Annotated in this window: 32 protein-coding genes and 7 tRNA genes; 34 read left to right on the forward strand and 5 right to left on the reverse strand. The window is 54.0% G+C overall.

The window, feature by feature from the left end; genetic code table 11:
• Positions 1-17: 17 nt before the first annotated feature.
• Positions 18-350 (forward strand): glutaredoxin family protein, encoded by a 333-nt coding sequence (locus ACT3R7_RS12410; protein ID WP_192538940.1) that lies wholly within the window; start codon positions 18-20, stop codon positions 348-350.
• Positions 351-410: 60 nt separating this feature from the next.
• Here ACT3R7_RS12410 and ACT3R7_RS12415 read toward each other — a convergent pair whose 3' ends face one another.
• Positions 411-692 carry a hypothetical protein gene (locus ACT3R7_RS12415; protein ID WP_018916661.1) on the reverse strand — a complete coding sequence of 94 codons (282 nt, stop codon included), beginning with the start codon at positions 690-692 and terminating at the stop codon, positions 411-413.
• A 275-nt stretch (positions 693-967) separates the two neighbouring features.
• On the opposite strand from ACT3R7_RS12415, the gene pdxB reads away from it, so the two are divergent.
• The 3 genes from pdxB (at position 968) to ACT3R7_RS12430 (ending at position 4337) form a co-directional block, all read left to right on the forward strand.
• A complete protein-coding gene (gene pdxB, locus ACT3R7_RS12420) occupies positions 968-2113 on the forward strand; it encodes a 4-phosphoerythronate dehydrogenase PdxB (RefSeq protein ID WP_193092632.1) in 1146 nt (381 codons plus the stop codon).
• Between the two features lie 171 nt (positions 2114-2284).
• Complete coding sequence (locus ACT3R7_RS12425) at positions 2285-3400, forward strand: cobalamin-independent methionine synthase II family protein (protein WP_225736240.1); 1116 nt, start codon at positions 2285-2287, stop codon at positions 3398-3400.
• Positions 3393-4337: a diguanylate cyclase gene (locus ACT3R7_RS12430; RefSeq protein WP_192538938.1), complete on the forward strand. Its 945-nt coding sequence runs from the start codon at positions 3393-3395 to the stop codon at positions 4335-4337. The genes ACT3R7_RS12425 and ACT3R7_RS12430 overlap by 8 nt, the downstream gene beginning before the upstream one ends.
• A gap of 126 nt (positions 4338-4463) precedes the next feature.
• On the opposite strand, the gene htpX is transcribed toward ACT3R7_RS12430, so the two are convergent.
• The 4 genes from htpX to msrB all read right to left on the reverse strand — a co-directional run bounded on the left by htpX (position 4464) and on the right by msrB (position 8242).
• On the reverse strand, positions 4464-5369 hold the full coding sequence (gene htpX, locus ACT3R7_RS12435; protein WP_192538937.1) for a protease HtpX: 906 nt from the start codon (positions 5367-5369) through the stop codon (positions 4464-4466).
• A 107-nt stretch (positions 5370-5476) separates the two neighbouring features.
• Positions 5477-6727: a pyridoxal phosphate-dependent aminotransferase gene (locus ACT3R7_RS12440; RefSeq protein WP_225736239.1), complete on the reverse strand. Its 1251-nt coding sequence runs from the start codon at positions 6725-6727 to the stop codon at positions 5477-5479.
• A 57-nt stretch (positions 6728-6784) separates the two neighbouring features.
• Positions 6785-7738 (reverse strand): ribosome biogenesis GTPase YlqF, encoded by a 954-nt coding sequence (gene ylqF / locus ACT3R7_RS12445; RefSeq protein ID WP_192538936.1) that lies wholly within the window; start codon positions 7736-7738, stop codon positions 6785-6787.
• Between the two features lie 105 nt (positions 7739-7843).
• Positions 7844-8242, reverse strand: a complete 399-nt coding sequence (gene msrB / locus ACT3R7_RS12450; protein WP_192538935.1) for a peptide-methionine (R)-S-oxide reductase MsrB — start codon at positions 8240-8242, stop codon at positions 7844-7846.
• Positions 8243-8548: 306 nt separating this feature from the next.
• On the opposite strand from msrB, the gene ACT3R7_RS12455 reads away from it, so the two are divergent.
• The 30 genes from ACT3R7_RS12455 to ACT3R7_RS12600 all read left to right on the forward strand — a co-directional run bounded on the left by ACT3R7_RS12455 (position 8549) and on the right by ACT3R7_RS12600 (position 25504).
• Positions 8549-8624: transfer RNA gene (locus tag ACT3R7_RS12455), tRNA-Glu, on the forward strand.
• 24 nt (positions 8625-8648) lie between these two features.
• Positions 8649-8723 (forward strand) — tRNA-Gly (locus ACT3R7_RS12460).
• An 81-nt stretch (positions 8724-8804) separates the two neighbouring features.
• Positions 8805-8880: transfer RNA gene (locus tag ACT3R7_RS12465), tRNA-Glu, on the forward strand.
• A 24-nt stretch (positions 8881-8904) separates the two neighbouring features.
• Positions 8905-8979, forward strand: a tRNA-Gly gene (locus ACT3R7_RS12470).
• Between the two features lie 117 nt (positions 8980-9096).
• Positions 9097-9172: transfer RNA gene (locus ACT3R7_RS12475), tRNA-Glu, on the forward strand.
• A gap of 23 nt (positions 9173-9195) precedes the next feature.
• Positions 9196-9270 (forward strand) — tRNA-Gly (locus ACT3R7_RS12480).
• A gap of 229 nt (positions 9271-9499) precedes the next feature.
• Complete coding sequence (locus ACT3R7_RS12485; protein WP_193092631.1) at positions 9500-10468, forward strand: ABC transporter ATP-binding protein; 969 nt, start codon at positions 9500-9502, stop codon at positions 10466-10468.
• Complete coding sequence (locus ACT3R7_RS12490) at positions 10465-11238, forward strand: ABC transporter permease (RefSeq protein WP_193092630.1); 774 nt, start codon at positions 10465-10467, stop codon at positions 11236-11238. Before ACT3R7_RS12485 ends, ACT3R7_RS12490 begins: the two co-directional genes overlap by 4 nt.
• A 77-nt stretch (positions 11239-11315) precedes the next feature.
• A complete protein-coding gene (gene queF, locus ACT3R7_RS12495; protein ID WP_193092629.1) occupies positions 11316-12149 on the forward strand; it encodes an NADPH-dependent 7-cyano-7-deazaguanine reductase QueF in 834 nt (277 codons plus the stop codon).
• Between the two features lie 47 nt (positions 12150-12196).
• Positions 12197-12757, forward strand: coding sequence for a nitroreductase family protein (locus tag ACT3R7_RS12500; RefSeq protein ID WP_193092628.1), 561 nt, complete (start codon positions 12197-12199; stop codon positions 12755-12757).
• A 13-nt stretch (positions 12758-12770) separates the two neighbouring features.
• Positions 12771-13274, forward strand: a complete 504-nt coding sequence (locus ACT3R7_RS12505) for a YiiD C-terminal domain-containing protein (RefSeq protein WP_193092627.1) — start codon at positions 12771-12773, stop codon at positions 13272-13274.
• Between the two features lie 120 nt (positions 13275-13394).
• Positions 13395-13482: transfer RNA gene (locus tag ACT3R7_RS12510), tRNA-Ser, on the forward strand.
• A 6-nt stretch (positions 13483-13488) separates the two neighbouring features.
• Positions 13489-14871, forward strand: a complete 1383-nt coding sequence (locus tag ACT3R7_RS12515; RefSeq protein ID WP_496199225.1) for a tyrosine-type recombinase/integrase — start codon at positions 13489-13491, stop codon at positions 14869-14871.
• Positions 14864-15856 carry a hypothetical protein gene (locus tag ACT3R7_RS12520; protein WP_193092625.1) on the forward strand — a complete coding sequence of 331 codons (993 nt, stop codon included), beginning with the start codon at positions 14864-14866 and terminating at the stop codon, positions 15854-15856. Before ACT3R7_RS12515 ends, ACT3R7_RS12520 begins: the two co-directional genes overlap by 8 nt.
• Before the next feature lie 89 nt (positions 15857-15945).
• Entirely contained in the window at positions 15946-16140 is a 195-nt protein-coding gene (locus ACT3R7_RS12525) for a helix-turn-helix transcriptional regulator (RefSeq protein ID WP_193092624.1), read from the forward strand.
• Positions 16140-16400 carry a helix-turn-helix domain-containing protein gene (locus tag ACT3R7_RS12530; protein ID WP_193092623.1) on the forward strand — a complete coding sequence of 87 codons (261 nt, stop codon included), beginning with the start codon at positions 16140-16142 and terminating at the stop codon, positions 16398-16400. Before ACT3R7_RS12525 ends, ACT3R7_RS12530 begins: the two co-directional genes overlap by 1 nt.
• Entirely contained in the window at positions 16400-16849 is a 450-nt protein-coding gene (locus ACT3R7_RS12535) for a hypothetical protein (protein WP_496199226.1), read from the forward strand. The genes ACT3R7_RS12530 and ACT3R7_RS12535 overlap by 1 nt, the downstream gene beginning before the upstream one ends.
• Positions 16846-17079: a hypothetical protein gene (locus ACT3R7_RS12540; RefSeq protein WP_193092621.1), complete on the forward strand. Its 234-nt coding sequence runs from the start codon at positions 16846-16848 to the stop codon at positions 17077-17079. Before ACT3R7_RS12535 ends, ACT3R7_RS12540 begins: the two co-directional genes overlap by 4 nt.
• Complete coding sequence (locus ACT3R7_RS12545; RefSeq protein WP_193092620.1) at positions 17076-17324, forward strand: hypothetical protein; 249 nt, start codon at positions 17076-17078, stop codon at positions 17322-17324. The genes ACT3R7_RS12540 and ACT3R7_RS12545 overlap by 4 nt, the downstream gene beginning before the upstream one ends.
• Complete coding sequence (locus tag ACT3R7_RS12550; protein ID WP_193092619.1) at positions 17321-17497, forward strand: hypothetical protein; 177 nt, start codon at positions 17321-17323, stop codon at positions 17495-17497. The genes ACT3R7_RS12545 and ACT3R7_RS12550 overlap by 4 nt, the downstream gene beginning before the upstream one ends.
• Positions 17494-17724 (forward strand): hypothetical protein, encoded by a 231-nt coding sequence (locus ACT3R7_RS12555; protein WP_193092618.1) that lies wholly within the window; start codon positions 17494-17496, stop codon positions 17722-17724. Before ACT3R7_RS12550 ends, ACT3R7_RS12555 begins: the two co-directional genes overlap by 4 nt.
• A complete protein-coding gene (locus ACT3R7_RS12560) occupies positions 17709-18215 on the forward strand; it encodes a CHC2 zinc finger domain-containing protein (protein ID WP_193092617.1) in 507 nt (168 codons plus the stop codon). The genes ACT3R7_RS12555 and ACT3R7_RS12560 overlap by 16 nt, the downstream gene beginning before the upstream one ends.
• On the forward strand, positions 18208-19713 hold the full coding sequence (locus tag ACT3R7_RS12565) for a YfjI family protein (protein ID WP_193092616.1): 1506 nt from the start codon (positions 18208-18210) through the stop codon (positions 19711-19713). The genes ACT3R7_RS12560 and ACT3R7_RS12565 overlap by 8 nt, the downstream gene beginning before the upstream one ends.
• A complete protein-coding gene (locus ACT3R7_RS12570) occupies positions 19713-20087 on the forward strand; it encodes a hypothetical protein (protein ID WP_193092615.1) in 375 nt (124 codons plus the stop codon). Before ACT3R7_RS12565 ends, ACT3R7_RS12570 begins: the two co-directional genes overlap by 1 nt.
• 350 nt (positions 20088-20437) lie before the next feature.
• Positions 20438-21031: a hypothetical protein gene (locus ACT3R7_RS12575; RefSeq protein ID WP_193092614.1), complete on the forward strand. Its 594-nt coding sequence runs from the start codon at positions 20438-20440 to the stop codon at positions 21029-21031.
• Between the two features lie 17 nt (positions 21032-21048).
• Positions 21049-21369 (forward strand): hypothetical protein, encoded by a 321-nt coding sequence (locus ACT3R7_RS12580; protein WP_193092613.1) that lies wholly within the window; start codon positions 21049-21051, stop codon positions 21367-21369.
• Positions 21370-21398: 29 nt separating this feature from the next.
• The gene (locus ACT3R7_RS12585; RefSeq protein WP_193092612.1) at positions 21399-21623 is read left to right on the forward strand and encodes a hypothetical protein; all 225 of its coding nucleotides are present in this window, start codon (positions 21399-21401) and stop codon (positions 21621-21623) included.
• 9 nt (positions 21624-21632) lie between these two features.
• Positions 21633-24668, forward strand: coding sequence for a phage tail tape measure protein (locus ACT3R7_RS12590; RefSeq protein ID WP_496199227.1), 3036 nt, complete (start codon positions 21633-21635; stop codon positions 24666-24668).
• 81 nt (positions 24669-24749) lie between these two features.
• On the forward strand, positions 24750-24929 hold the full coding sequence (locus ACT3R7_RS12595; RefSeq protein WP_193092610.1) for a hypothetical protein: 180 nt from the start codon (positions 24750-24752) through the stop codon (positions 24927-24929).
• Between the two features lie 80 nt (positions 24930-25009).
• Positions 25010-25504: a hypothetical protein gene (locus ACT3R7_RS12600; RefSeq protein ID WP_193092609.1), complete on the forward strand. Its 495-nt coding sequence runs from the start codon at positions 25010-25012 to the stop codon at positions 25502-25504.
• Positions 25505-26046: the final 542 nt, after the last annotated feature.

Below are 26046 nucleotides of genomic sequence, written 5' to 3' on the forward strand. Positions count from 1 at the left end.
CGTAAAGGCTTGCGGCAGTGATTTCACTTACGCTCTACACCACCCTGGGTTGCCATCTGTGCACCCAGGTGGAAGCCTTGCTGTCAGCGCTTGCCAATCAACCGGTAGCGCTTAAGCGCGTGGAGATCAGCGAGCATGCGGCCTTGCTTGAGCGCTACGGTGAGCTTATTCCGGTCGTGGTGGATAGCCAGGGCAGGGAGCTGACACGTGGATTTGAAGTGGCGCGTATGAGCGATTGGCTAGGCGAGCGCGGCTGGCTTGATGAGCACGCGCTCGCGTCGTTGATGGCGCCTGAAGATTCGCCGCCAAAAGGCATGCGCCTGCATAACGGGCGGCGTTTTCTGGGTTAGTGAGTACTCAGCCCGCTGGGTTTACGCAGGCGTGCTTAAACCTGGCTTAAAAAGTAGTGCTTAAAGCAGATCCAGCAGCGAAAGCTGACGCATGGCTTCCTGGCCTTCCGGGGTGTGGTCATCAACGTCCAGCACCTTATGAAAACCGCGCGACTTTTGAATCGTCGTCTCATCTTCCAGCCACATCTGAGCCTGCTCAAGGGTGTCGGCCAGTTGGTGCTTTAAACCGCCAAACTGGGTGCCGATTTGCCCCCAGGCACGACTGAAAATCCAGTCGCCAAACATATCTTGATGAATATGAACCAGCACATAGTCATGGTCGGTTTCCCACCTAACGATCACAAGCTTACTCCATTGATTGTTCTTAACGCTGGCCTGCCCATGAGGCACTCCCTGTCCCAAATACGATTCTCAAATACCGTTCCCAAATGCCGTTCCCAAATACCGTTCTCAAATACCATTTCCCAATTCGGTGTGGCGGGCGGTATTGTAAAGCTCGTTATCGCAAACGACCATGTCTGGCGATAAATAGCCTGGGTCTGGCTGTAAATAGGCCTGACTGAAATAGATCTGCTGTAAATAGATTTGCTTGTCCTGGGTCTTATAAGGATACCGCTGTGAAGCTGATTGTAGATGCCAACATACCCGCCGCCGAGCACTGCTTTGGTGATTTTGGCTCACTGACCCGCGTGCCGGGGCGTGAGATAAACGCTGAGCACGTCAAAGACGCCGATGCGCTGATCGTACGTTCCATCACCCAGGTAAATGCCGCACTGCTTGCCGAGAGCCCGATACGCTTTGTCGGCACCTGTACGATTGGCACTGACCACGTCGACCATGCCGTACTTGCCGAACAGGGCATTGGCTTTGCAAGCGCCCCTGGCTGCAATGCCGAAGCCGTGGTGGATTACGTGCTAAGCAGCCTGCTAACGCTTGCCGAGCGAGATGGCTGGTCGCTTCTGACGCGCACCGTCGGCGTTGTCGGCGTGGGCAATGTGGGCAGCCGTTTGTTGGCGCGGCTAACGGCGTTGGGGATTAAAACGCTGGCCTGTGATCCGCCCAGAGCGGAGCAGGAAGGCGAGAAGGGCTTTGAGTCGTTGGATACGCTGATTGACCGCTGCGATATTCTTTGCCTGCACACGCCGCTGGTAGCACAGGGGCCGCATGCCACCTATCAACTGCTTGATGCTCAGCGGATCAACGAGCTGGCCCCCGGCACCGTATTGTTGAATGCAGGGCGGGGCGACTGTGTCGATGGGCTGGCACTGCGCAGCCGCTTGACGGGTAAAGGTGATATTGCTGTCGTTTTGGATGTATGGGAGAGCGAGCCTGAAATCGATGCGAGTTTGCGTGACCTGGTAGCGCTCGCGACTCCACATATTGCCGGGCATAGCCTGGATGGCAAGCTGCGCGGCACCTGGATGATTCAGCAGTCGCTCGCCAGCCATCTTGGCCTTGCCAGTCAGGTGGCGTTTGCCGATATTTGCCCGCCGCCAGCCTTGGCGTCGCTGCATTTGCAGGATGCACTACCCGTTGAGGATGCCCTGCGTGTGTGCATGCGCGCGGTATACGATGTACGCCGGGATCACGATAGCCTGCAGCGCCAGGTACTCAAGCAGGGTGTTAAGCAGGGCTTTGATACCTGCCGGGCGAGCTACCCGCTGCGCCGCGAGTTTGCAACGCTTGACATAACGCTATCTGGTGGCGCGTTAGCCCTTGAAAGCATACTGCGTGGAGCAGGTTTTAATATACTCACAATGTGACGTCTGTATGCATACAAGTATTGTTGCCCGGCGCTGCGAGCAGCGTCGCTCGATACGGTATATGACTGATTGGCGATAAACGATTTCAGATGAAAGCGCGGCTGAGGAGTGGTAAAAGTAACTTATATCAATAAATAACTAAATTTAGTACAACCGGGCATGGGACATTAAATGACTAATTTACCGACTGGTTTACCGATAGATTTACCGACAGAGGCCATCGGCAGCATACCGCGCTCTGAAACGTTGATGCAGGCACAGCGTCAGTACGATGCAGGACAAATTGATGCGGCGGCCATGAACGCTTTTTATGATGAAGCCGTTCAACAGACGATACGCGAGCTGGAAAATACAGGGTCTCGCATTATTACTGATGGTGAGCAACGCAAGACGCATAGCTTTGCTACCTATTCAGTGGAAGGCGGTAAAAACTTTGCTCCTGATGGCCTCGAAATACCTTTCAGTGATGGTCATGTACGCCGATTGCCGCGCTTGACTGCAGGGCCTTTTCGCTACGCTTTATCCGCAGCAGAAACCCTGCCGATGGCTAAGCAGTATACTCAGCTGCCCATGAAGCAAGCCATTATTTCTGTGTCGGCACTAAGCTTGTTTTATCCCTCAGAGGCCATTGCTGGCTATAGCCGTGAAGCTTTTTTGGACGACTTGATTGACGAGCAGGAAAAAGAGATACGCGGCTGCTTCGCCGCCGGTGCACAAAAGGTGCAGATCGATTTTACGGAGGGGCGGCTGGCTCTTAAGCTCGATCCAAGCGGCAGTGTACTCAACAGCTTTATCGAGCTGAATAACCGGGTTCTGGCGCGGCTCACCGATGCCGAGCGCCAGTCCATTGGCATCCATACTTGTCCTGGCGCCGACCATGACGCCACGCATAGCGCCGATGTGGATTACGCTGAACTTCTTCCCAGCCTCTTTGAACTCAATGCCGGCAGTTTCTATATTGCCATGGCCGCGGAAGCAGACCCTGAACGTGGATTAAAAATCGTCGCCCGCTATCTGAAACCATGGCAGCGCGCGTTTATCGGGGTTATTGATGTCAATAACCCCGATATTGAAACACCTGAAGAGGTTTGCGCTCGCATAATGCAGGCGGCACGCTACATACCCTTGGAGCAGCTAGGCACCACCGATGATTGCGGATTTTCACCGTTCTGTGATGACATCTCTACATCTCGGGCAACCGCTTTTGCAAAAATTAAAGCACGCGTGGAGGGGACAGCGATGGCAGTAGAGCAACTGGCATCGCAAAATGGCGTGCTGCATGGATAAAGCGCCCTTCACCCAAAGCGTAGCCATTTTCGATGCAAGCGAGCGCCTGGTCGACTGGAGCGCGGGGTTCGGCGAAGAGTTTGCGGATGCCGCATCCATCTTGAGCCAGGGCATCAGCGCACGGGATATTTACGCTATGTGCCTGCTACCAGAGCGAGCGCTGGATCTTTCCTGGGCATCAGGCGGCACCCCACCGCCTGTTTTTGAATATATCAATAACCGGCGCTCTATCGCGGTCGAGCAACACCTGGGTGCCAATGGCTATGTTTTTCGTATTGCTCAAAGCACTCAGGCCACGCCTCAGCTTCACCCTTCCATGCTTGATGAAAGCGCTGAACTGCTGCGCTCAGCCGCGTTGCAAATTTCAGCCGCGGTACTTAAACGCCGTGAACAGGAAACCCATCGCCTGCATGAGCTTGCGCTCACAGACGGCCTGACAGGCATCGCCAACCGACGCTACTTCGATGAATTGCTTGATATTGAATGGCAGCGTTGTAAAAAAAGCCGACTACCCCTTTCGACCATTTTCATCGATATCGATTTTTTTAAACGCTATAACGATTTTTACGGACATCTAAGTGGAGATGTATGTCTAAAAATCATTGCCTCGACGCTAAGGGCCAATTTGCACCGTCCAAGAGATCTTGTGGCACGCTATGGTGGCGAAGAGTTTACCTGTTTATTGCCAGAAACCGACCTGCGCGATGCTGCTCATAAAGCCGCAGAACTTGAGAAGGCCATTAGAGCGCTGGCTATTCCGCATGGAAAATCAGAGGCCGCATCCATTGTGACCATTAGTCTGGGCGTTTCCACGGCGCAGTGCATTATGGGCGATGATTCGTCGGTGCTGATAAGAGCTGCTGATCAATTACTTTACGATGCCAAGGCAGCCGGAAGGGGGTGTGTACGCTCGGCGCTTTGCACATCCATGGGTTAGCCGTATCGGGCTTGTGTACGGAAAAGTACATCAAAAAGTGGATAGTAAAGCGTTGCAACGTGGCAATCTCAGCCTGCAATAGCAGGGCAGTATCGAGATCGCCACGTGATATTGGCTAATTAAGACTTACTGGCGATAAGCCGCTTCTTTCAGCGCCCGAATACGCTCATCTAGCGGCGGGTGACTAGCAAACAGCTGCTCAAGCAACGAGCGCGTCTGGCCTTTGGTGATCGCCATGGCACGCATGGTGTCAGGCATTTGGTCCGGCAGTTCGGTTTCCGCTTTCAGCCGGGCGAGGGCGTTCACCATGGAGCCCGTACCTGCTAACCGAGCACCAGCTTCGTCGGCACGGTATTCGCGGTAGCGTGAGAACCACGCAACGATAGCCGAAGCCACAATTCCAAATACAATTTCCGCAACAATGACTACCGCGAAGTAGCCCATAAAGCCCAGACCGCCTTCGCCGCCGCTACGGCTTTTAAGAAAACCATCCACCAGCTGAGCCACCACGCGGGCAAAGAACATTACAAAGGTGTTTACCACGCCCTGAATCAGCGCCAGCGTTACCATGTCGCCATTGGCCACGTGGCCAATTTCGTGGGCAAGCACCGCGCGCACCTCGTCAGGGCGCATCCGGTTTAAAAGCCCGGCTGACACCGCCACCAGCGCGTCATCCTTATTCCAGCCCGTAGCAAAGGCGTTTGATTGCTGGGCAGGGAAGATGCCTACCTCGGGCGTTTTAATGCCTGCCTCGCGGGAGAGCTCTGCCACCGTATCTACCAGCCACTGCTCGGTGGCGTTGGAGGGAGACTCAATAATTACCGTGCCGGTACTACGTTTCGCCATCCATTTGGAAATAAACAGCGAGATCAGCGAGCCGACCATGCCGAAGATAAAGCAGAAGATCAGCAGGCTGGTAAAGTTGATTCCCTGGCTGCGTAAGTAACCCTCAACGCCAAACAGGCGCAGCGTAATACTGGCGACAAGCAGCACCGCCAGGTTGGTGGCTAAAAACAGCACAATTCGCATCATGGTGCAGGTTCTCCGTAAGAGGTCATCAATGCGTTACCGGGTTTTCAAGCCCTAGAATGCTTGTTTAGATACGTACACTTCATGGCAGTTTCAAGTCACAGCGCGCTTTATTGGCGGTAGCGCGACAGGAAATTAGCGAATCTGTCCAGAGCGTCGCCTAGCTGGTCGGCCCAGGGCAACGTCACGATGCGCACGTGATCGGGTTCCGGCCAGTTAAACGCCGTGCCCTGCACCAGCAGAATCTTCTCCTGCAAAAGCAGGTCCAGCACCAGTTTCTGGTCATCCTGAATATTGAAGACCTTGGGATCTAGGCGCGGAAACGCATAGAGCGCGCCTTTCGGCTTGACGCAGGATACCCCAGGGATGGCATTGAGCTTCTCCACCGTGATATCGCGCTGAGCCAATAAGCGGCCACCCGGCAGAATTAAATCATTGATGGACTGGTAACCACCCAGCGCCGTTTGAATCGCATGCTGGGCAGGTACGTTGGCGCACAGACGCATGGAGGCCAGCATGGTCAGGCCCTGAATAAAGTCTTTGGCGCGCTGTTTGGCAGTCGTGCCGGAAATCGTCATCCAGCCGGAGCGAAAGCCCGCGCAGCGGTAGCTTTTCGACAGCCCGTTCATGGTAATCACCAACTGGTCATCGTCTGCCAGGGCGCCGGTCGCGGTATGTTCTACGCCGTCATAAAGGATCTTGTCGTAGATCTCATCAGAGAACACTACTAGGTTGTGCTCTTTGGCCACGGCCAATACGTCGCGCACCACGGCCGGTGGATAAACTGCGCCGGTCGGGTTGTTGGGGTTAATCAACACAATCGCGCGGGTACGGCTGGTGATCTTGGTGCGGATATCGGCAATATCCGGGGTCCAGTCGGCCTGCTCATCGCATAAGTAATGCACCCCGTGACCACCTGAAAGGTGGGCGGCTGCAGTCCATAGCGGGTAGTCCGGCGCGGGGATCAGGACTTCATCGCCATCGTTTAATAGCGCCTGCATGCACATCACGATCAGCTCGGATACACCGTTGCCGATGTAAATATCTTCAATGCCAACGCCCGGAATTTCCTTGCGCTGGCACTCCTGCATGATCGCCTTGCGCGCCGAGTATAGGCCTTTGGAATCACAATAGCCCTGGGCGGTGGGCAAGTTGCGCATCACATCCTGCAAAATCTCTTCAGGTGCTTCAAACCCAAACGGTGCCGGGTTGCCAATATTAAGCTTTAAAATCCGCTGGCCTTCATCTTCCAGCCGTTTGGCGTGGTCAAGAACCGGGCCACGGATGTCGTAGCAGACGTTATGCAGCTTGTGGGATTTTTTTAGCATCTGGGGAGGCGCTTGAAGCTGAGAGGTTTCCATGTGTGATTTATCCAAGAGTGTCCAAAGGCCGTGCGACGGCACCGGTCGGTTTGCTCATTATGCGTCGGAAAGTACTTGATTGTCTTCGTCGTTATGCACAATAGGCGGCGGAATATCGTTAGGCGTTTCAAGCGTCAGGCGGCCAAGCTTGCCATCACGCAGTTCGTGGAGCAGCACTTCGGCACCACGGTGCAAATCCACTTCGCCGCCCGCGCGTAGACCGCCCCGTTTACCGGCAATTTCTTTCAAAATGGCATGGCCATCAAACCCGGCAATCGCCAGGAAGTCCGGTTTTTTTGGCCCATCCGCATCGACTTCATTGCTAACCGGCGCCTCATAGGTGGGCAGGGCCTTTAGCTTATAGCGAGCGGTCAGCTCAGTGGGGTAGCGCTTGGCAAGCTCGGCGCTGGTCACAATCGCCACGTCGGTATACTCGATCGCGGTATCCCGAATAGCCCCGCTTGCCGCCAGCCGGTAGGCGCTTGCCTGGTCTTCAATTTTGGGCCACAGCACCCCAGGCGTATCAATCAACGCCACGCGCCCATCAATACGTACCTTTTGCTGGCGCTTGGTTACCGCCGGCTCGTTGCCGGTTTTAGCAATTTTTCGCCCAGCCAGGCCGTTAATCAGCGTGGATTTCCCCACGTTGGGAATGCCCATCACCATCACCCGAACGTCGCGGTCGGCGCGTACGGCACCTGCAAGCTCGTGGCAAAGCTTGGGGATTTTCTTGAGCTCACGGGTGTTGGTCGTGGTGATCGCAAGCGCTCGGGTATCGTCCTGGGCATCAAAAAACGCCACCCATTCGGCGGTGCGCTCAGGGTCGGCAAGGTCCGTCCGGGAGAGGATTTTCAGCACCGGCTTGTGCCGGGTCAGCTCGGCCAGCATCGGGTTGGCGCTGGAGTAGGGCAGGCGTGCGTCCAATACTTCAATGACCACGTCGATTTCCGGCAGCGCATCCTTTATCTGGCGGCGGGCCTTGTTCATATGTCCGGGGAACCAGCCGAGCATGAGTTTCTCCTACAAGCACAAAAAACGGGCATAAAAAAGCGAGCAACCATTCTACCAGATGGTGCCCGCTTTGCCGGAGTTCGTTATACGTTTATGGCGTAACGCTTACTCGTCCGGATGGAACTCAAGCGATACGGAGTTGATGCAGTAGCGAAGCCCCGTAGATTCCGGCGGCCCGTCAGGAAACACGTGACCCAAATGAGCATCGCAGTGGGAACACACTACTTCCGTACGCACCATGCCGTGAGACGTATCGCTATGCTCTTCAACACGGTGGCTGCCAAGCGGCCTGTCGAAGCTTGGCCAGCCACAGCCAGCATCAAACTTGTGCTCGTTTTCAAACAGCGGCGCATGGCAGCAGACGCAGTGATAAATACCCTGAGCGTCGCGAACCTGATAATCGCCCGTAAAAGGGCGCTCGGTGCCTTTCTCACGTGCTACCCGGTACTGCTCGGGGGTCAGCTGTTCACGCCACTGCTCGGGGGATTTTTCAATTTTGGCCATTTAATGTCTCCTTTCCCTCTATTACTTGCAGGCTAGCGTACTCTTTTCAGTAAAGACAGATTTTGGTAAGACAGAACACATCAGTAAACACACAACCTCTGATGGTTAAGAGCAGGGTCTGCTGAGACAGCATAGCATCCACCTGAGTTCGGTGGGCTAAAGGACGTAACCGCCGGTTAATAGTAAAGGTAAGCACGGGGCTTAACAGAGCTTTGTGCACAGATAGAAAGCAGAGCGATATCAGAGTACTTGACAGAAACTCATGCTCTGAGTAATATACGCGCCACCTCGACGAGGCAATGAAACGTCCCATTCGTCTAGTGGTCTAGGACACCGCCCTTTCACGGCGGTAACAGGGGTTCGAACCCCCTATGGGACGCCAATTACATCGTTAGGGTATCGGAGTGCGGGAATAGCTCAGTGGTAGAGCATCGCCTTGCCAAGGCGAGGGTCGAGAGTTCGAATCTCTTTTCCCGCTCCAATTTGGTTGTGTGGTTAAGTAAGTGCAGGTCGAGAGCTGGTGCGCCAGTCCGATCGAATCTCTTTTCCCGCTCCAAAAAACGTCCCATTCGTCTAGTGGTCTAGGACACCGCCCTTTCACGGCGGTAACAGGGGTTCGAACCCCCTATGGGACGCCAATCCGATTACGAAAAATTGATTAAGCGGGAATAGCTCAGTGGTAGAGCATCGCCTTGCCAAGGCGAGGGTCGAGAGTTCGAATCTCTTTTCCCGCTCCAATCAAGTGATTGATAGTGTGGTTAAGCAAGTGCAGGTCGAGAGCTGGTGCGCCAGTCCGATCAAATCTCTTTTCCCGCTCCAATCAAGCAAAATATTGATAAGTTAGATGTTTATACGTCCCATTCGTCTAGTGGCCTAGGACACCGCCCTTTCACGGCGGTAACAGGGGTTCGAACCCCCTATGGGACGCCATCTAGCAAGTGCATGTTTACGTTGCGGGAATAGCTCAGTGGTAGAGCATCGCCTTGCCAAGGCGAGGGTCGAGAGTTCGAATCTCTTTTCCCGCTCCATGTAAACACCTGCCCAGGTTTGATTTGTTGTACTTTCCCTCGCTGTAACCTTTCTATTGCATCATGTGTTTATTAGTGGCGCCCTTGAGCGTTATTTCGCATGTCTGCTACTTCGTTAAGCTTATTGCACTTTACTACGCTGGCTTGAAAAAAAAGCGCAATGCCCCGATATCATGGCTTTTCAAGCTCAAGCATTTTTATGCCCCTATTTTGCTGACAGGACATCTTTATGGCCGAACCGGCATTGTCTATCCGTGGCCTTACAAAGGTGTACGGCAACGGCTTTCAAGCGTTAAAAGGTATTGATCTCGACGTCCAACAGGGCGATTTTTTTGCCTTGTTGGGCCCCAACGGCGCGGGTAAATCCACCACCCTCGGCGTGGTGTGCTCACTGGTGCAGAAGTCGGAAGGCAAGGTGTCGATTTTTGGTATCGATATCGACAAGGACTTCGCCAAGGCCAAGTACCAGCTGGGTGTGGTTCCCCAGGAGTTCAACTTTAACCAGTTCGAGAAGGTGCTCGATATCGTGCTGGCGCAAGCGGGCTATTACGGCATGACCCGCCGTGAAGCGCTGCCGCGTGCCGAGCAGCTACTGCGTGACCTTGGCCTATGGGACAAGCGCAACGGCAACGCGCGCATGCTTTCCGGCGGTATGAAGCGCCGCCTGATGATTGCTCGGGCGCTGATGCACCGCCCCAAGCTATTAATTCTAGATGAGCCTACGGCAGGTGTGGATATCGAACTGCGCCGCAGCATGTGGGAATACATGCGCCGCATCAATCAGGATGAAGGCACCACGATTATTCTGACCACTCACTATCTGGAAGAAGCGGAAAGCCTGTGCCGCAATATCGCGATCATCAATCATGGCGAAATTGTCCGCAATACTAGCGTGCGCGAACTGCTCGCCGAGCTTAATACCGAAACCTTCCTGCTTGATTTAGCCGAGCCGGTTAGTTCGCCGCCTGTGATCGAAGGGTTTGAAATTACCCAGGTTGAGCCTTCGCAGCTGGCGCTGGTGATTCATCGCGGCCAGCAGTTGAACGATGTGTTTAAAGTGTTAAGCGAGCAGGGGATGCAGGTGGTTTCCATGCGCAACCGCGCCAACCGGCTGGAAGAGATGTTCGTATCAATGGTAGAGGCAGGCAACAACGCGATAGATAAGCGCGCCGAACTGGACAAGGAGGCGCAGGCATGAATGCGACGCAAACGCTCGTAGCGCTCTGGACGCTGGTACTTAAAGAGATCAAGCGCTTTACGCGCATCTGGCCGCAAACGCTGCTGCCGCCGTCTATCACCATGGCGATGTACTTCATCATTTTTGGCAATCTGATTGGCTCGCGTATTGGAGATATGGACGGTTTCTCCTACATGGACTTTATCGTCCCCGGCCTGATCATGATGTCGGTGATCACCAACAGCTACTCTAACGTGGCCTCAAGCTTCTTCTCGAACAAGTTTCAGCGCTCGGTGGAAGAGCTGATGGTTTCACCCATGCCGAACTGGGTGATTCTATCCGGGTTTATTTTAGGCGGTATGGCGCGTGGTCTGGGCGTCGGCCTGATCGTCACGCTGGTATCGCTATTCTTTACCCAACTGACGGTCGAGCATCCGTTATTAACCATACTGGTGGTGGTATTAACCTCGGCGCTGTTCTCGATTGGCGGCTTTATCAACGCGCTGCTGGCCAACAAGTTTGACGATATTTCTATCGTGCCGACGTTTATTCTGACCCCGCTGACCTACCTGGGCGGCGTGTTCTACTCCATTTCCATGCTGCCCAATTTCTGGCAGGGCGTGTCGATGTTGAACCCCATCCTGTACATGGTTAACGTCTTCCGTTACGGGTTCCTGGGCGTATCGGACATTCCGGTAGGCTGGGCGCTGGCGGCCATCTTTGGCTTTATCATTGTGCTATTTTTCGTCGCGCTAAGCATGCTGGAGCGTGGCAAAGGCATTCGCAGTTAAGCGTATTACCGTTATCAAGATACCGTTTATAAAGTTACCGTTTATAAAGATACCGTTTATAAAGAGAGCACTGCCCTATGGCACATCGCCCCGATACCTTAGAGCACGCGCCCCTGGGGCGCGATTCCGCCTACCCAGAGCAGTACGATGCCGGGCTACTGTTTCCCATTCCCCGTGCCGCCAACCGCGCGCCGTTAGGGATTGAAGAGGGCAAGCTACCTTTTGTCGGCGAGGATGAATGGCACGCCTTTGAGGTTTCCTGGCTTAACGCCCGCGGCAAGCCCATCGTGGCCGTGGCCCGTTTTCGCCTTCCGGCGGATTCGCCGAGCCTGATCGAATCCAAATCCTGGAAGCTCTACCTCAACAGCTTTAACCAGACGCGTGTGGAAAGCCGCGAGGCAGTGGTCGAAACATTGACTCGCGACTTGAGCGCGGCTGCCGGTGCCCCGGTAAGCGTTGAGCTACTCGGTGTGGAAGACGCCGAGCTTGCCCCTCAGCCGTTACCCGGCGACTGCCTGGATGAGCTGGACATCGAAGTAAGCGATTACACACCCAGCGCTGCCCATTTAGCGGTAAGCGATGAGGTGGTGGAAGAAACGCTGCACTCGCACCTGCTCAAATCCAACTGCCCGGTGACCGGTCAGCCCGACTGGGGCAGCGTGATGATTCGCTATAAAGGCCCGAAGCTTGATCGCGAAGGGGTGCTGCGCTACCTGATCGGCTATCGCCAGCATCAGGACTTTCACGAGCACTGTGTCGAGCATATCTTCACCGACCTGATGGCGTACGCCAAACCTACCGAGCTTTTGGTACTCGCGCGCTATGTGCGCCGGGGCGGGTTGGATATCAGCCCCTGGCGCGCCACGCCCGGCCTTGCGCCGCCAAGCCCCTTGCGTCTGGCAAGACAGTAAGCGACTGCGCTACAGTAGTGGCTAACTGATTGATAGGATGAAACCAAATGGATGGACTCACGCTTCTTCATAGCCGTAGCTCAATGGGCAAGTTGGTTGAGCCTGCGCCCACTGCCGAGCAGATGGACGCCATTTACCAGGCAGCCCTACGTGCCCCCGACCACAAAGAACTGCGCCCCTGGCGGTTTATTGAGTTCACCGGGGAAGGGCGTACGCGCCTGGGTGAGCTGTTTGCTGAAGCTGAGTTTCAGGAAGACCCCAGTGCCGACGACGACACGCTGAATTCAGCGCGTAAAAAGCCGCTGCGCGCGCCGATGATTATCGCCGTAATCGCCAAGGTAACGCCGGATCTTCCCAAAGTGCCCAAGATGGAGCAGGTGATTTCCGCAGGCTGCGCCGCCCACGGCATCTTGCTGGCGGCCCACGCACAGGAGCTGGGTGCCATGTGGCGTAGCGGCAAGTACGCGTTTGACCCCGTGGTACGCAAAGGGCTTTCCCTGGAAGAAGACGACGAAGTGGTCGCGTTTATCTACCTGGGCAACCTGGGCGGGCGCCACAAGCCGCTGGCCGAACACAATGTGGCTGACTTTGTAGAGCGTTGGGCATAAGGAGGCAACCGCCATGCGACAGCCCGGTGTACCTCATCCACGTTTGCCCCTCCCGGAAGGCCAGGAAGACCTGGGCGCCTTTCAACAGTGGTTAGGCGAGGCAATCCCGATGGTGGGTGCCATGGGGATTGAAAGCATGTCGTTGCATAACCAGTCGCTCACTTGGCAACTAGCCCTGATGCCCAACCTGAACGACAAAGGCACCGGCTTTGGTGGCGCGCTAAGTGCGCAAACCACGCTACAAGGCTGGTGCTGGGTCACGCTGTGGCTGCGTGGGCAGGGGCTCGCACGCGATGTAGTGGTTGCCGAGGCCACGCAGCGCTTCCTGGCCCCGGTAACCGGTGACTATCGCCTGATATGCACGCCAGAAGAGCCTGATGGCGTTGAGCAGCTCACCCAAAAGCTTGCCGAACGGGGTAAAGGGCGCATCGCGCTAACCCAACAGCTCTACTGTGGCGATGCGCTCTGCCTGGAAGCCCATGGCAGCTACGCGGTGTTATCGAGCAGCGATGCTTAGCACCAATGAATAGCGGCAAGCCACTGATTCTGAAAAAGGCTTGCTATTTGGCCGCTTAAACCATAGTATATGCGCCGTTCTGTCGCGAAAGGCACGGCCCAAGTGATTGAACCAAAATGTGGAGAGGTGTCCGAGTGGTCGAAGGAGCACGCCTGGAAAGTGTGTAAGTCGTAAGGCTTCGAGGGTTCGAATCCCTCCCTCTCCGCCAAAATACATGATTAACCCGCCCTTCGAGGCGGGTTTTTCGTTTCTAAGCCCCGCCATTGCTGGTTTTCCTTGTCTCACACCGTATCACCTACTATCATCCAATAACGTCTATTTATGTTGGGTATATAGTTGGGTGTTGGATATGCCGAAAATCGCTAAAGAATTGAGCCCACTTGAGGTTAAGCGCCTGAGCACCCCCGGTTTTCATGCCGTGGGCGGTGTTTCTGGGCTTCACCTTCAAATCAATGATCGTGGTGGCCGCTCTTGGATACTACGCACGAAGGTAGGCAGCAAGCGCCGCGATATCGGCCTTGGTGGTGCCTCGGAAGTTACGCTAAAGGATGCCAGAGAGCGCGCCGTCGAGGTCAAACAACGTATTAAGGTCGAAGGTATAGACCCTGTTCTTGAGAAGAAGAGCAAGCGTGCTGCATTGATTGCTGCCCAAGCTAAGGCGGTCACTTTTGAAGATTGTGCTCGTCGCGTTATCACCAAGAAGCAAGCTGAGGCTGGTAATAGAAAACATGCCAAACAGTGGGAGTCTACGCTTGAGCGCTACGCATACCCGGTACTTGGGAAAATAGCCGTTGGTGATATCGAGCTAGCCCATATTGTGGAGGTGCTGGAGCCGTACTGGTCTACTAAAACGGAAACCATGACCCGGGTGCGCCAGAGGATAGAGGCCGTCTTGGCCTATTCCATCACCCATGGCTACCGTGATACTGCCAATGTGGCGGTCTGGAAAGGCAACCTTGAAACGATCCTGCCAGCACCTACAAAAATAGCGAAAGTGGCGCACCATACCGCGCTGGCCTTTGATGATATGCATGGCTTTATGATCGATCTTCGTAACAGGACCGGCAACGCTGCTAGATGCTTGGAGTTTACGGTTTTAACCGCCACAAGGTCAGGCGAGGCGAGGGGGGCCACTTGGGACGAGATAGACTTGGCTTCCAAGGTTTGGGTTATTCCTGCTGAGAGAATGAAGGCAGGCCAAGAACACCGTGTGCCGCTATCTGACCAGGCTATCAAGTTGTTGGAGACCCAGCCGAGAGATAACCGCTTAGTGTTTCCTGCACCCCGAGGCGGAAAGCTTTCAGATGCCGCTATGAGCGCCTTGCTTAAAAGGATGGGCATTAAGGCTACCGTTCACGGCTTCCGTTCTACCTTCCGCGATTGGGCTGCTGAGCGTACATCAACCCCTAATCAGATTGCCGAGATGGCGTTAGCTCACACTGTAAAAGGCGTAGAAGGTGCTTATCGCCGCGGTGATCTATTAACGAAGCGGGGGCGGCTGATGGGCCAGTGGGCCGACTTCATTGATCAAGAAGTTAATCCAAGCGTAGCGAGCATTAGAGGCCAAGATAAGATAGGGAGAACGACCAATGGATGATGTAATTCACCTACCTTTCCGGGGTTACTTATATCTGGATGAGGCAGTAGAAATTGCCTCGCGGGCTTTGGGAAGAGCAGTTGAAGAGCCAGACATCTTGGGGTTTTGCCTAAATGGAGAGTTAACGGCAAGCGTGAAATTTAAAGGTGAAACAAAAGGGGTCTTATTAAAGGAAGTGGATGAGCAAGATTTGCCTGTCGAAATTAGTAAACCAGGAACGTATTTTTTTCATGACAACCCTTCTTGGGATTCTCTGGATGATGAGGCAAAGCTCGTTAGTGGAGTGAAGTCTCTCTCTCAAATATCCGAGGAAAATCCTGAATTATACGCGGCTATACAGGATGGAACTTATCAAACTAGGCCGATATGGAACGAGAGGTTAGGAGGAACCAAGCGAGGCATAATAAATTCTCGCCCTGTTGAGATAAATCCAGTGCCTATGCGGCTTTTTGGCAATTACGCTGGCAGAGCATGGATAAAATACTTATGGAAGGCTTTGTCTATTAAAGAGCTTGAGACTGAGGATAGGCGTTTTAGCCTTATGATCACGACTGATGAAGGTGTTGTAATTAGTCCTATTGAGAAGCAGGAGCGCCACCCAGCTCTTATGAGGAGGAGCTCTGACTGGGAAAGTGGGGGCGGTTTTAATTACAAACCATCGTATATTCATGCGAGTAATCTGCAAATTGCATTTTTGAACGAAGACTTCAGTCTCTTGCTTCGCAACGTTTTTCACATCAAGGAAAAAGTCGATGTTGAACAAAGCAGCGAAACAAAGGCGCTAGAGGTGCTGGGGCTGTTTATGGAAGCTTTTTCGAAAGAAAAGGGGGGGCGCTTCATAAGTGGAGATAGCCCCAATTTCTCTGCTTTAGCTGAATACCTTGGGGATCACGTTGATGAGGACGTTTATGGTTTTAGAAATAGAAAAATACAAGGTGTGCTGAGCAGTGCATACAAAGAATGGGAGAGAAAGAAGCGCTCCTGACTTGCATTTTTCATTTTGCATTTGCACCACTGACTTAGTCCGATTCTCCACGATACCTCATGCAACCAACAAGCATGAGGTACTACAGGATGAGTCAATCCAGCGAATACGCTACCGTTGCCACCCTGGCAAAGCGCTATGACGTAGGCCCAGCCACTATATGGCGCTGGTCAGCCAATCCAAAGCATCCATTCCCACAGCCAATCAAGCTAGGCCCTAACTGCACACGCTGGCGCATTGAAGATATTGAAGCGTTTGAGGCGCGTTGCAAGGAGGTGGCTTGATGTCCAGCCAAGCCAACGACTCCACTAGTCAACGCATACGCATCTTGGCCCGCTTAAAGCAGGGCCCGGTTACTACTCTTGAGCTATTACAAGAAGAAAACATCCTTCGCCCAGGCGCGCGTATCTGTGAGTTGCGAGAGAAGGGTCACGATATACGAACCCACCTACAGGATGTGATCGATCCATGGGGGCGCAAGCATAGCCGCGTGGCGCTGTATTACCTGCCGACTGGTGCCAATGGCACTAAAGGTGGTGTTTGATGTTGACCATTCTAATGACTAACCGCTATGCTGAGCTTGCTGACGCAAAATCGTCAGCCGGGCGTAGGAACCCGAGTTCACAAAGGCGCAATAGCGCCCACATTGACGGCGCTTTTTTAGTGCCCGTCAGTTATGGCGGCTGTGCGTGGGCAGACTTCGGTCTGGCCGGTTTCCTTTGTGACCGGTTTCCTACCCCGCGTACGGTCGCCACCCAATCCCGTAGGAAGGATCGTGGCGACTCCAATCACAAAGGAGTCTTGCTCATGGCCAAGTTACGCCTATTCCCTACCCGCAACCCCGCCGAAAAAGCCGCCGCACACCGTGCAATGGCTAAAGCTGCCTTGTTTGCTGATACCAGCGCCAGTACCCGCCTTAAGCGTTACAACCATCACATCGAAAAAGCTCGCCATCTTGAAGCCGCTGTTAGCGGTCTGGAGGTGTGCTCATGAATACTGCAAAACGTCATATTGACGCCCTGGAAAGCCGCATCGGTTTAATGGCCACCCTTGCCAACATTATCAGCATTGACAGGACGCGTAATGGTAACGAAGGCGAAGCGCCTATTCTCAACGACTGCCATTACAGCTCGCTAATAGAGGCCATCGAGATAGTGGCCGAGAGCTGCTATGGAGAGCTTGGCCAGCTTGATGAAAAGATTGAAGGGGAGGCCCAGCCATGAGCCTATTTAAGATTACCTTCGCTCGCTCTGGTCAAGACACCGTCGTTAAGGCTACCGATTGGCGTGATGCTGCGCGCCAGACTGGCCATAGTGACGCTTGCTATATCACTCACCACGAAAAGGCCGCTGTTCCGGTGGCTGCTTGGATTGACGCCGATATACCGCATGGCATAGGTGCTCATACCGTAGAGAGCGCACTGGCTGGCGTTATTGCCTACCTGGATTCTTTGGAGGTGGCCCAATGATGCCCGTAGCCATTAATTGCGACCTACGCACCCGTGTCATCCGTTTTCACTTCACCAACCCGGATCGCTTTTTAACAGCCGAGCAGGCGCTTGCTAGCGGTTTAGTCAATTGCCTTGAGTTCAAGGCGATTCAGCGCGAAGCCCAGGCATTTAGCAAGGAAACAGGTCTATGACACCTCAAGATCAAACCTACCTGCTGAAAGCCGCCCTTACGGGTGACGTTCGCCAGATGGAGCAGGCATCCAAAATCCTTGCAGGCGTGGCAATGCTGCTGAACGACCATGACCTTGACGGCCTGAAACGTGAGGCACTGATTGAAACGCTGTGGCTGCTATCCAGCACCTTCGAGGAGCGCCGTAGCTGGCTGGAGCAGGAGGGCTATGTATGCAGCGAGCAATAAAAACGCCCGACCGAAGCCGAGCGCAAAAGAATACTGTTCAAGCCAATAATAGCATCCGCGCTGACGTTCACACCATGCTGAATCGGCTCGACAAGGTAAAGGAAAACGGGCCGGGCCGCTGGCTGGCATGTTGCCCTGCACACAAGGACCGCTCGCCTAGCTTGGCGGTGCGTGAAACCTCAGACGGCACCATCCTGATGAAGTGCTTTGCAGGATGCCCAACGGGGGATGTGCTGGCCGCCATTGGCTTGGAGCTTAAAGACCTGTTCCCTGAGCGTGACAACGACGCATACAGCAAGAGCAAGCGCCCTGGTGAACGCTGGGTTCCCCGTGACGTACTGGCAGCGGTGGCCCGTGAAGCCTTGATAGCGCTATTAGCGGCTGAGGCTGTGAGTAGCGGGACGCTGTTATCTGACGTTGACCGCAACCGTCTAGCGGTGGCCGCTGGTCGTTTGAGGGCTGCCGCAAAGGAGGTGGGCGCTCATGTCTAACACGGCTGAAAATTGGCTAGATCAACGGATTGATAAGGTAGCGCCTCCAAGGCCGTTACCGGAAAGTCTGCCTGAAGTGCCTGCCTTTAATCTGGAAATGCTGCCAGAGGAGATACGCGACTATGTGCTAGATGTTGCCCAGCGTATCCAGTGCCCGCCTGAATATTGCGCGGTATCGGCGCTAGCCCTGCTGGCTGGCCTGGTAGGCCATAAAGTACGGATGCGTCCAAAGCAGCACGATGATTGGGAAATTGTCATTGTGCTGTGGGCAGTGCTGGTGGGCGACCCTTCGGCAATGAAAACCCCGGCAATCAAGGCAATGCGCTTTGCTGTTGATGCTATTGAGGCAGAGGCAAGGCGAGAGCATGAGAAGGCTGTTAAAGAGTATAAGCAGGAAATAGAGCTATTCGATGTGGCCAAAGCTGCTGTGAAGAAGAAGGCCAAGGATCAGGCCGCCAAAGGCGATATGGATGCAGCCAAGGAAACCTTGGGCAGCATAAAGGAACCCGCGCCGCCTGAGCCTGCTGAGCGCTACATTCTGAACGATGCGACGGTTGAGAAAGCTGGCGAGCTCATGAACCAGTTTGACCACCACTTGACCATCTTGCGGGATGAATTGGCGGGCCTGCTGGCAAAGCTGCAGCAGGAGGAGAACGCCGCTGAACGTGCTTTTTACCTTGAGTGCTTCAATGGTGACTCCCGGTTTACCTATGACCGCATAGGACGCGGAACCATCGCTATTGAACGCTGCGCCTTAAACATCATTGGCGGCATTCAGCCGAGCAAGTTAGCCCCTATTGTTCGTGGTGCCAAGGGGACGGTTAATGATGGCTTGATACAGCGTTTCCAGCTGGCTGTTTGGCCAGACGGCAAGCCTTCATGGAAGTGGATCGACCGAAAACCTGACCCTAAAGCCAAGGAGCGCTTTTCACAGGTGTTTTATCGCCTGCACTCGCTGGAATTGGGTACTGATGATGATGGAGACCCACCTGCTTGGCGCTTCACCGCTGATGCTCAAGAGCTGTTCATCGAGTGGATGACAGAAATCAATGTCGAATGCCGTTCCGGAAACCTTTCTCCATTGATAGCTGAACACCTGCTGAAAATGCCTAAAACGGTAGGTAGCTTGGCGCTGCTTTTCGCGGTGATAGATGGCGAGCAAGACAGCGTGGGTAAGACCTCTACCGCCCGCGCCCTTGAGTGGGCCGACTTCCTGCGCGCCCATGCAGAGCGCTTGTACAGTGCTGCCACCAACAGCGGCATTCAGGGCGCCAAGTTGATTTTGAAGCGCCGCCAGAAGCTGCCTAACCCGTTCAAGGTTAAGCAGGTAAAACAACGTGGCTGGCAAGGCCTGGACACAACCGAAGCCGTGCAAGGAGCGCTGGACGTGCTTGTTGAGCATGGATATCTGACTGAATTGGAGGTGCCGACAACCGGAAGGCCGCGCATCGACTTCTATTGGCATCAGGAGTATGTGCCGACTCAGGAGGCCGAGTAATGGGACGCTGGCTTGAAAAAATAGAAAAAGGGGGTGGTGACACCCCCTCTAAACCAACCAAAAGCCCTTTAGGAGGTTTAGAGGGGGGAGTGGGTGGGCCTTATTTAGAAAAAAGCGCGGATGTAGGCCCGTTAACGTCTACTGATTGGCTGGCGTGGATCGCCGAACGCTGCCCCCTGGTGCCGGAAGATAGCCGCCATGTGGCTGCTGCTCTTATACGCCTTCACCCACGAATGCAGCAACGGCTTGCCGAGCGGTACGTAGAGGAGTGGCGCACCGCTGCCAGCGATGAAACCGCTTATCACAAGCGAGATAACGTTGGGCGACGTGCGGCCAATCTATTTATTACTCGCTTAAAAAGAGAATACGAATAATAGAGGGCTATCACCCCCTCTAAACCACCATAAAGCTCTATACGATATATGGCGGACAGTAAGTCCTCTACTGTTAGATTTATATCAATGTCTTATGTTTTGTTTTTGCAAGTTACCAACAAAATACCCAACATAAACTATGTTTTTACCGGCTTTTATGTTCTATGATGACTGTATGTAAAAACAGCACTGGTGGATCAGATGACACGTCCTAAAGGTACGCCAAACGCGAGGCCTTCTAAGCCAGAAATCGAAAGCTATTTTCGGCTATTAAGAAGCGCGGCTCAAAAAGGTGATGTTAACGCCGCGGCCAAACTAATCGAGCTATCTCAACAACCGAGGGCAGCACAATGAAAGGAATGAACGCGGCAGAAATCAGAAGCCGGCTAGCGGAAATCAACAACGAGCAAGCGGCCTTTGATAGCCGAGACTTTGACGCCGAGCTTAGCCAGGTGATTGTTAATGGCGGCAACGTTGACGCCTTGGAGGAGCAGCATTTACAGGCCGAGCGCCTGGCTCGCCGCTTACGGGTAGAGCGTCAGGCGTTAGAAGGTGCGTTGCCGGACACTATGGCCAAGGAAGCCGCCCAGGCAGTAATCGACTTAGTTGAGCAGCACGACCAGCTCCGGGTAAAGCACCATAAAAAGGCGGATGAGATTGTAGCCGCCATCACCCAGCTCGAGCCTTTAGTGGAAGAGCTTTTCCAGCTTTCGGCTCAGATGCGCAACACAGCCTTTTCGATAGACGGGAAGGTTGGCGATCTGGAAAGAAAGACCGGCCAGAACGTAGATATTCCAGCCCTTCAATACCCGCAACACGCCCCGCTTATCGAGAAAAAAGAGTTTCTTGGCAAGCTTTCAAGCCGCCTTACCTATTCGAACGTTTCTCGATACGACCGAGGAATGCCCAGCAAACTGACCTACAAGCCCGCTGACGCGGCTTAACCAACGAGGCTATCGATATGGCAAGCCATTTTGCTACAAACGTCCCCGGCACCAATCCCACGCGGTGGAGCGGCAATGCTCCAACCAACCAAGGTGGTGAGCTGACCGAGCAGGAGCTTAAGGAAGTGATCCAAGACCACTTAGTTAAGCCGTTACAGACCCAAATAAAATCACTTCAGCTAACCGTCGACGCGGCGGCCGAAGCACAGAAAAGGCTTCGCGCAGATATTGCCGAGGTCGAGGCTGACCAGAAGGCGCGCGGGATCTATCGAGAGCCGCAAACGACCGTGGTTAACCAGCATCAATACAGAGGTCCTCAAGACACGCTGCCTGATTAACCCAACGGTCTGAACAGGAGGAAGGGGCAATGAAGGCACAGGCAAAGCCAGTAGAGCTTGATCAGGCCGTACAGATGGTTGAGTTCTTCGCAGACGCCGGCATGGCCAAAGACCCGCTATTTCGAACCCTGGTTATAGCAGCCAGGGCGGGGCTTGATTACGAGCTACAGCAGCAGCGTTTTAGCAGGAAGGCTTGCCGATCCCTGCTGGCAAGGTTGAATGCGGCCGAAGCTCATACGAATAGTATTCACTGAGGGTAATTTATGAGCGTAAACGTCGGCCGCCTGTATTACACCGTGGATGCCCAAACAGAGGGGCTTTTAAAGGCTGAGCAAGAGATCGACCGATCTATTCAAAAAATTGAGCGCGAGTTCGACGGTGCAGCGAATTCCACGGATAAATTCGGCCGCCAGATGACCCAGCTCAAGCCGATCACCAAGGGAGTTAAGCAGGAAACTGACCGCCTTGGCAGCTCGCTTAATGGTGTGAAACGATTCGCCGGTATAGCCGCCGCAGCTTTAGCAACAGTTGGTATTGGCGCATCTCTTCAAGCTGCTGTTAATCAGGTTGCCGATTTTCAAACCGCCATGAATGGCCTAGCTGCCGTCTCTCGCGCTACTGAATCACAAATGGCTGATCTTGAGAAGCAAGCTCGATCACTCGGGGCCACGTCACAATTCAGCGCTCAACAGGCGGCAGAGGCGCAGCGCTTTCTTGCCCAGGCGGGCTTTCAGGTCAACGAAATACTGGCATCCACGCCGGGTATATTGCAGCTTGCTACGGCTGGCAGTCTTGATCTTGCCAGCGCCGCCGACATCGCATCTAACGTGCTGGGCGGCATGCGGCTTGAGGTTGGCCAGCTTGGCCGTGTTAATGACGTACTGGCTGCTACTGCATCGCGGTCAAACACCACGATTGAGCAATTAGGACAAGCGCTTTCATTTGCCGCACCCTTCGCTGCCAGTGCTGGTATATCAATTGAGGAGGCCGCAGCATCTATTGGCAATATGTCAGATGCGGGCATCCAGGCTAGCCGAGCGGGTACAGGTCTAGTCGGCGTGATTCGTCAGCTATCAAACGTCACCAGCGGCGGCGAGGATATTCTCGATAAATACGGCCTCAGCATCGCTGACGTAAACATTGAGGCGCGTGGACTAGGTCCAGTTCTTGAAACGCTAAGGGGTGCGAACCTAAGCACGGCTGACGCTATCGCCCTGTTTGGCTCTGAAGCGGGCGCCGCTGCCCAGGTTCTGGTAAATGACTACAAAGGCGCTATCACTGATGCAGCTGGTGAAGCTGAACGCATGGCTGGCATTATTGAGCAAGGGTTAGGGCCTGCGATGAAGTCGCTTAGCTCTGCCATCGCTGAATCAATATTGCAGCTAGGCGATAGCGGGCTAGCGGGCGGCCTTGAAAACGTCATCAAAACTGCGACTGGCGTTATCAGTGTATGGAACGGCATGGGCGACGCATGGGCGGAGGCAAATGACGTTGGTGAAGAGTCTCTTCGCGTTGTTGAGGGGCTTGCGGCAGCTATACAGGTAATGTCAGCCGCAGCCGGTGCGCGTGCCGTACAGGCTATCGGCGGGCTGGTGGCGGCCAAAGCGGGGTGGACGGCAGGAACGCTGACGCTGACCGGGGCGCTGGCTGGGCTCCGGACCGTGTTAATGACGCTGTTTGGGCCGGTAGGCCTTGTTGTTGGTGCAGCTACTGCAATTTACACGTTCCGCGATGAGCTTGGCTTGGTTCAAAGAGAAGCAAATCAAACTCGCCTAGATATTCACGGATTGGCGGGAGCCTTCCGAGAGCTTGAGGCATCGCAGCGACTGCTTACGAATTCAGCGCTGGCTGGAAACCTGGCTGTTCAGAGAGCGGCGGCGGCAGAGCTTAAGGGAGAGATAGAGTCAATATCCTCTCTGATCGAAAACAGTGGCCAGCTCACGCCCCAGGGCGGTGCAATGGAAATTGCATCGGCCGAGGACCTGGCTAGGGCGCGAGAGCTGCAACGAGAATTAACGTCAATCAATGTAAGCATTGAGGATGGCGAAAAGCTACTGCATGAATATAACGACATCATGGTGGAGTTGTCGCAAACACGGCCAGACATCACCCCGCCAGGACGAACGGAATCAGGCGGTACTGGTGCAGACGAAAAAGCCAAGCGAGAGACTGAGCGCCTAAAGCAGGAAATGGATCGTCGCCGCCAGGCGGTGGTTTCCTCACTACAGACCGAAAGCGAAGCCGCCTTCTCTGAATATCAGCGCCGGAACGTTGAGATTCAGTCGCTTTTTGAAGAAGGCAGCGCGCAGCAGCGTGACTTACTTAGCCGCAATAATGAAAGTTACCTGCAAAAATTGCAGGAGCTTAATGCCCGCGAAAAAGAAGAAGCACTTCGCCATCAAGAGGAGATGGCCCAGCAGCGCAAAGAGGATTACGCAAAACGCCTCCAGGAAATCACTGGCTTTAGCGAGCAAGCGGTGCAAAAGCTGCTTGAGATTCAGACTAACGCAGGCGACCCCATGGCTGCCCTAACCCGCAACCTAGGCGATGCGTTTGTCAATCTTGATGACACTATTGCCAGCGCGTTTATGAACGGTATGCAGAACGCTGAGGGTATGAACGACATCCTTAAAAGCGTAGGCCAGACAGTGGCGGGGTCATTGCTCCAATCGTTCATCAAGCTTGGCGTGCAGATGCTTATTAATGCCGCTATGGGGCAGACAATGCAGACGGCCGCTACTAGCGCTGCTGTCACAGGGGGAGCAACCGCCCTTGCTGCATGGCAGCCCGCTGCTATCGCTGCCTCAATCGCCACCTTCGGCGCTGCTGCCGGCATAGGCTCTGGAGCATACGTTGCATCTCAAGCCGTGGGCGTGGGCACTGGCTTCATGTCGCAAATCGCCGCAACTGGCTATGCATCCGGTGGATACACCGGCTCCGGGTCACGTAATGAACCCGCGGGGATTGTTCACCGTGGCGAGTACGTCATGCCGAAAAACGTTGTTGACCAGCCAGGCATGCGTAGCCACCTAGAGGGACTGAAATCAGGGCAACGCTATCTATCAATGGGTAATAGTGGCAGCGGAGCATCACCAGGCTCTGGTGGAAGCAATATTCAAATCCACATCCATAACGAAGGCAAAGATATGGAGGTCGACCGCACTGAGAGTCGAACAGGGGCCGGCGGCCTGAGAGAAATGCATGTATTCGTCCGGAATTCATTTAAAGGGATGATGAAAGATGGCTCGATCGATAAAGATATGAATCTTAATTATGGAATCAACAGAAGAGGGCGCTAGCGTCCAGATTGATCAGCCCTGCTTTTGCAGGGCCCTAAGTTTCTATGTTGGGCATCAACCCATTTGAATTTGAGGTGTGACGTGAATGACAACGTTGTATCGATTGAAAATATTCTGAAATACAAGCGCGATAAAGAGGCGTTTCTTAAGCAGTATCCCGACCTCCATAAATGGTGCCTCGAAGCAGTGGAGGAAATGATTATAAATGGCGAGATGGATGAAATGTTGGCACGCCATGGGTTTGTGAGGGTTTACAGGTAAATGGCAGGCGAAAACCGATCATAGAGGCGTGGCGATAAGCGTGATCGCCATTGATCTGAACAGTGAGAGAACAGTAGCAGATGGCATACAAAGCAGGTGAAAGCGGCAACCCAGCAGGGCGCCCAAAAGGCAGGCCGGACGCCCGTACACGCTGGCGTAAGGCGATTACTTCAACGATGGTTGGCACCGTCTCTACTAACGGTAATGCCCAGCCCGGAGGCCGCCTGCATGGCGGCAATGTCACGACAGGCAATGCCTATCGTATCGCCGAGGACGGGAAGCGCGAGCTAATGATTCAAAGCACGCAGCAATATTTGTTACCAGGCAGAAGCGGAAAGGCTACGTCTAATGGTGACATGAGCGGCACGGGTAGCGGCATAGGCGGCGGTATATCGATTCATATTCACAACGAAGGTAAGGAACTGGAATTTTCGAGCTCAGAAAGCCGGATGGGTGCTGGTGGCATGAGAGAAATGCATGTTTATGTGAAAAATGCCGTAAAGGGCATGCTTGGAGACGGTTCGCTTGATAAGCCATTAGCTAATAATTTCGGAATTAACCGGAGGGGGCGCTAATGCCTGGCCGGGATAATACATACCGATGGTATTCGAAGGATCAGAAATTGAACTAATGACCCGCGATGGCGAGGTTTGGGCAAGGGGTGCGCAAATTGCTCATGCCTTTGCCATCACCGTGCAGAAGGTTTTTTTTGCAAGTTAGCCAATGGATTTAGGTCGCCATGCAAAAGCAAAAGGATGCGGTCGAGGGGTATCGTTCAATAGCAGCCAGTAGTCTCAAAAGGTCTGGCGTGCTTACTCGTGGATATTCTTGCGATTGGCAATGGACAAATCGGAACGGTGAGCGCGTTGCCGCCATATCGCTACATTGCATTGATCCCAGTAACGTACAGTTTTCTTATAACTGTGATGGCAAACCATACGACTACACGGTTCAGATAGAGTGGCTGCCTTGCCATATGGGTGGAGAGCGGGCCATGTTCCTTTGCCCTGTCTGCAATAAGCGCTGCGCAAAGCTACTGGCGAGTAGTGTATTCGCCTGCCGGGCATGCGTTGGCGTCAATTACGCCTCTCAGCAGCGGGCAAAGCGAGATGCTGCT

The organism is Halomonas sp. AOP43-A1-21 (genome assembly GCF_052376775.1).
Lineage (GTDB): Bacteria > Pseudomonadota > Gammaproteobacteria > Pseudomonadales > Halomonadaceae > Vreelandella > Vreelandella colorata.

Excerpts from the sequence above, each read along its gene's own strand:
- ACT3R7_RS12535 (WP_496199226.1), top strand. The coding sequence starts at position 16,400 with ATGTTGACCATTCTAATGACTAACCGCTATGCTGAGCTTGCTGACGCA.
- ACT3R7_RS12600 (WP_193092609.1), top strand. The coding sequence starts at position 25,010 with ATGGCATACAAAGCAGGTGAAAGCGGCAACCCAGCAGGGCGCCCAAAA.
- ACT3R7_RS12490 (WP_193092630.1), top strand. The coding sequence starts at position 10,465 with ATGAATGCGACGCAAACGCTCGTAGCGCTCTGGACGCTGGTACTTAAA.
- ACT3R7_RS12425 (WP_225736240.1), top strand. The coding sequence starts at position 2,285 with ATGACTAATTTACCGACTGGTTTACCGATAGATTTACCGACAGAGGCC.
- ACT3R7_RS12555 (WP_193092618.1), top strand. The coding sequence starts at position 17,494 with ATGACACCTCAAGATCAAACCTACCTGCTGAAAGCCGCCCTTACGGGT.
- ACT3R7_RS12540 (WP_193092621.1), top strand. The coding sequence starts at position 16,846 with ATGAATACTGCAAAACGTCATATTGACGCCCTGGAAAGCCGCATCGGT.
- msrB (WP_192538935.1), bottom strand. The coding sequence starts at position 8,242 with ATGGCCAAAATTGAAAAATCCCCCGAGCAGTGGCGTGAACAGCTGACC.
- ACT3R7_RS12520 (WP_193092625.1), top strand. The coding sequence starts at position 14,864 with ATGGATGATGTAATTCACCTACCTTTCCGGGGTTACTTATATCTGGAT.
- ACT3R7_RS12575 (WP_193092614.1), top strand. The coding sequence starts at position 20,438 with ATGAAAGGAATGAACGCGGCAGAAATCAGAAGCCGGCTAGCGGAAATC.
- ACT3R7_RS12560 (WP_193092617.1), top strand. The coding sequence starts at position 17,709 with ATGCAGCGAGCAATAAAAACGCCCGACCGAAGCCGAGCGCAAAAGAAT.
- ACT3R7_RS12485 (WP_193092631.1), top strand. The coding sequence starts at position 9,500 with ATGGCCGAACCGGCATTGTCTATCCGTGGCCTTACAAAGGTGTACGGC.
- htpX (WP_192538937.1), bottom strand. The coding sequence starts at position 5,369 with ATGATGCGAATTGTGCTGTTTTTAGCCACCAACCTGGCGGTGCTGCTT.
- queF (WP_193092629.1), top strand. The coding sequence starts at position 11,316 with ATGGCACATCGCCCCGATACCTTAGAGCACGCGCCCCTGGGGCGCGAT.
- ACT3R7_RS12430 (WP_192538938.1), top strand. The coding sequence starts at position 3,393 with ATGGATAAAGCGCCCTTCACCCAAAGCGTAGCCATTTTCGATGCAAGC.
- ACT3R7_RS12590 (WP_496199227.1), top strand. The coding sequence starts at position 21,633 with ATGAGCGTAAACGTCGGCCGCCTGTATTACACCGTGGATGCCCAAACA.
- ACT3R7_RS12515 (WP_496199225.1), top strand. The coding sequence starts at position 13,489 with ATGATTAACCCGCCCTTCGAGGCGGGTTTTTCGTTTCTAAGCCCCGCC.
- ACT3R7_RS12565 (WP_193092616.1), top strand. The coding sequence starts at position 18,208 with ATGTCTAACACGGCTGAAAATTGGCTAGATCAACGGATTGATAAGGTA.
- ACT3R7_RS12500 (WP_193092628.1), top strand. The coding sequence starts at position 12,197 with ATGGATGGACTCACGCTTCTTCATAGCCGTAGCTCAATGGGCAAGTTG.
- ACT3R7_RS12440 (WP_225736239.1), bottom strand. The coding sequence starts at position 6,727 with ATGGAAACCTCTCAGCTTCAAGCGCCTCCCCAGATGCTAAAAAAATCC.
- ACT3R7_RS12580 (WP_193092613.1), top strand. The coding sequence starts at position 21,049 with ATGGCAAGCCATTTTGCTACAAACGTCCCCGGCACCAATCCCACGCGG.
- ylqF (WP_192538936.1), bottom strand. The coding sequence starts at position 7,738 with ATGCTCGGCTGGTTCCCCGGACATATGAACAAGGCCCGCCGCCAGATA.
- ACT3R7_RS12530 (WP_193092623.1), top strand. The coding sequence starts at position 16,140 with ATGTCCAGCCAAGCCAACGACTCCACTAGTCAACGCATACGCATCTTG.
- ACT3R7_RS12570 (WP_193092615.1), top strand. The coding sequence starts at position 19,713 with ATGGGACGCTGGCTTGAAAAAATAGAAAAAGGGGGTGGTGACACCCCC.
- ACT3R7_RS12585 (WP_193092612.1), top strand. The coding sequence starts at position 21,399 with ATGAAGGCACAGGCAAAGCCAGTAGAGCTTGATCAGGCCGTACAGATG.
- ACT3R7_RS12550 (WP_193092619.1), top strand. The coding sequence starts at position 17,321 with ATGATGCCCGTAGCCATTAATTGCGACCTACGCACCCGTGTCATCCGT.
- ACT3R7_RS12525 (WP_193092624.1), top strand. The coding sequence starts at position 15,946 with ATGAGTCAATCCAGCGAATACGCTACCGTTGCCACCCTGGCAAAGCGC.
- ACT3R7_RS12545 (WP_193092620.1), top strand. The coding sequence starts at position 17,076 with ATGAGCCTATTTAAGATTACCTTCGCTCGCTCTGGTCAAGACACCGTC.
- ACT3R7_RS12505 (WP_193092627.1), top strand. The coding sequence starts at position 12,771 with ATGCGACAGCCCGGTGTACCTCATCCACGTTTGCCCCTCCCGGAAGGC.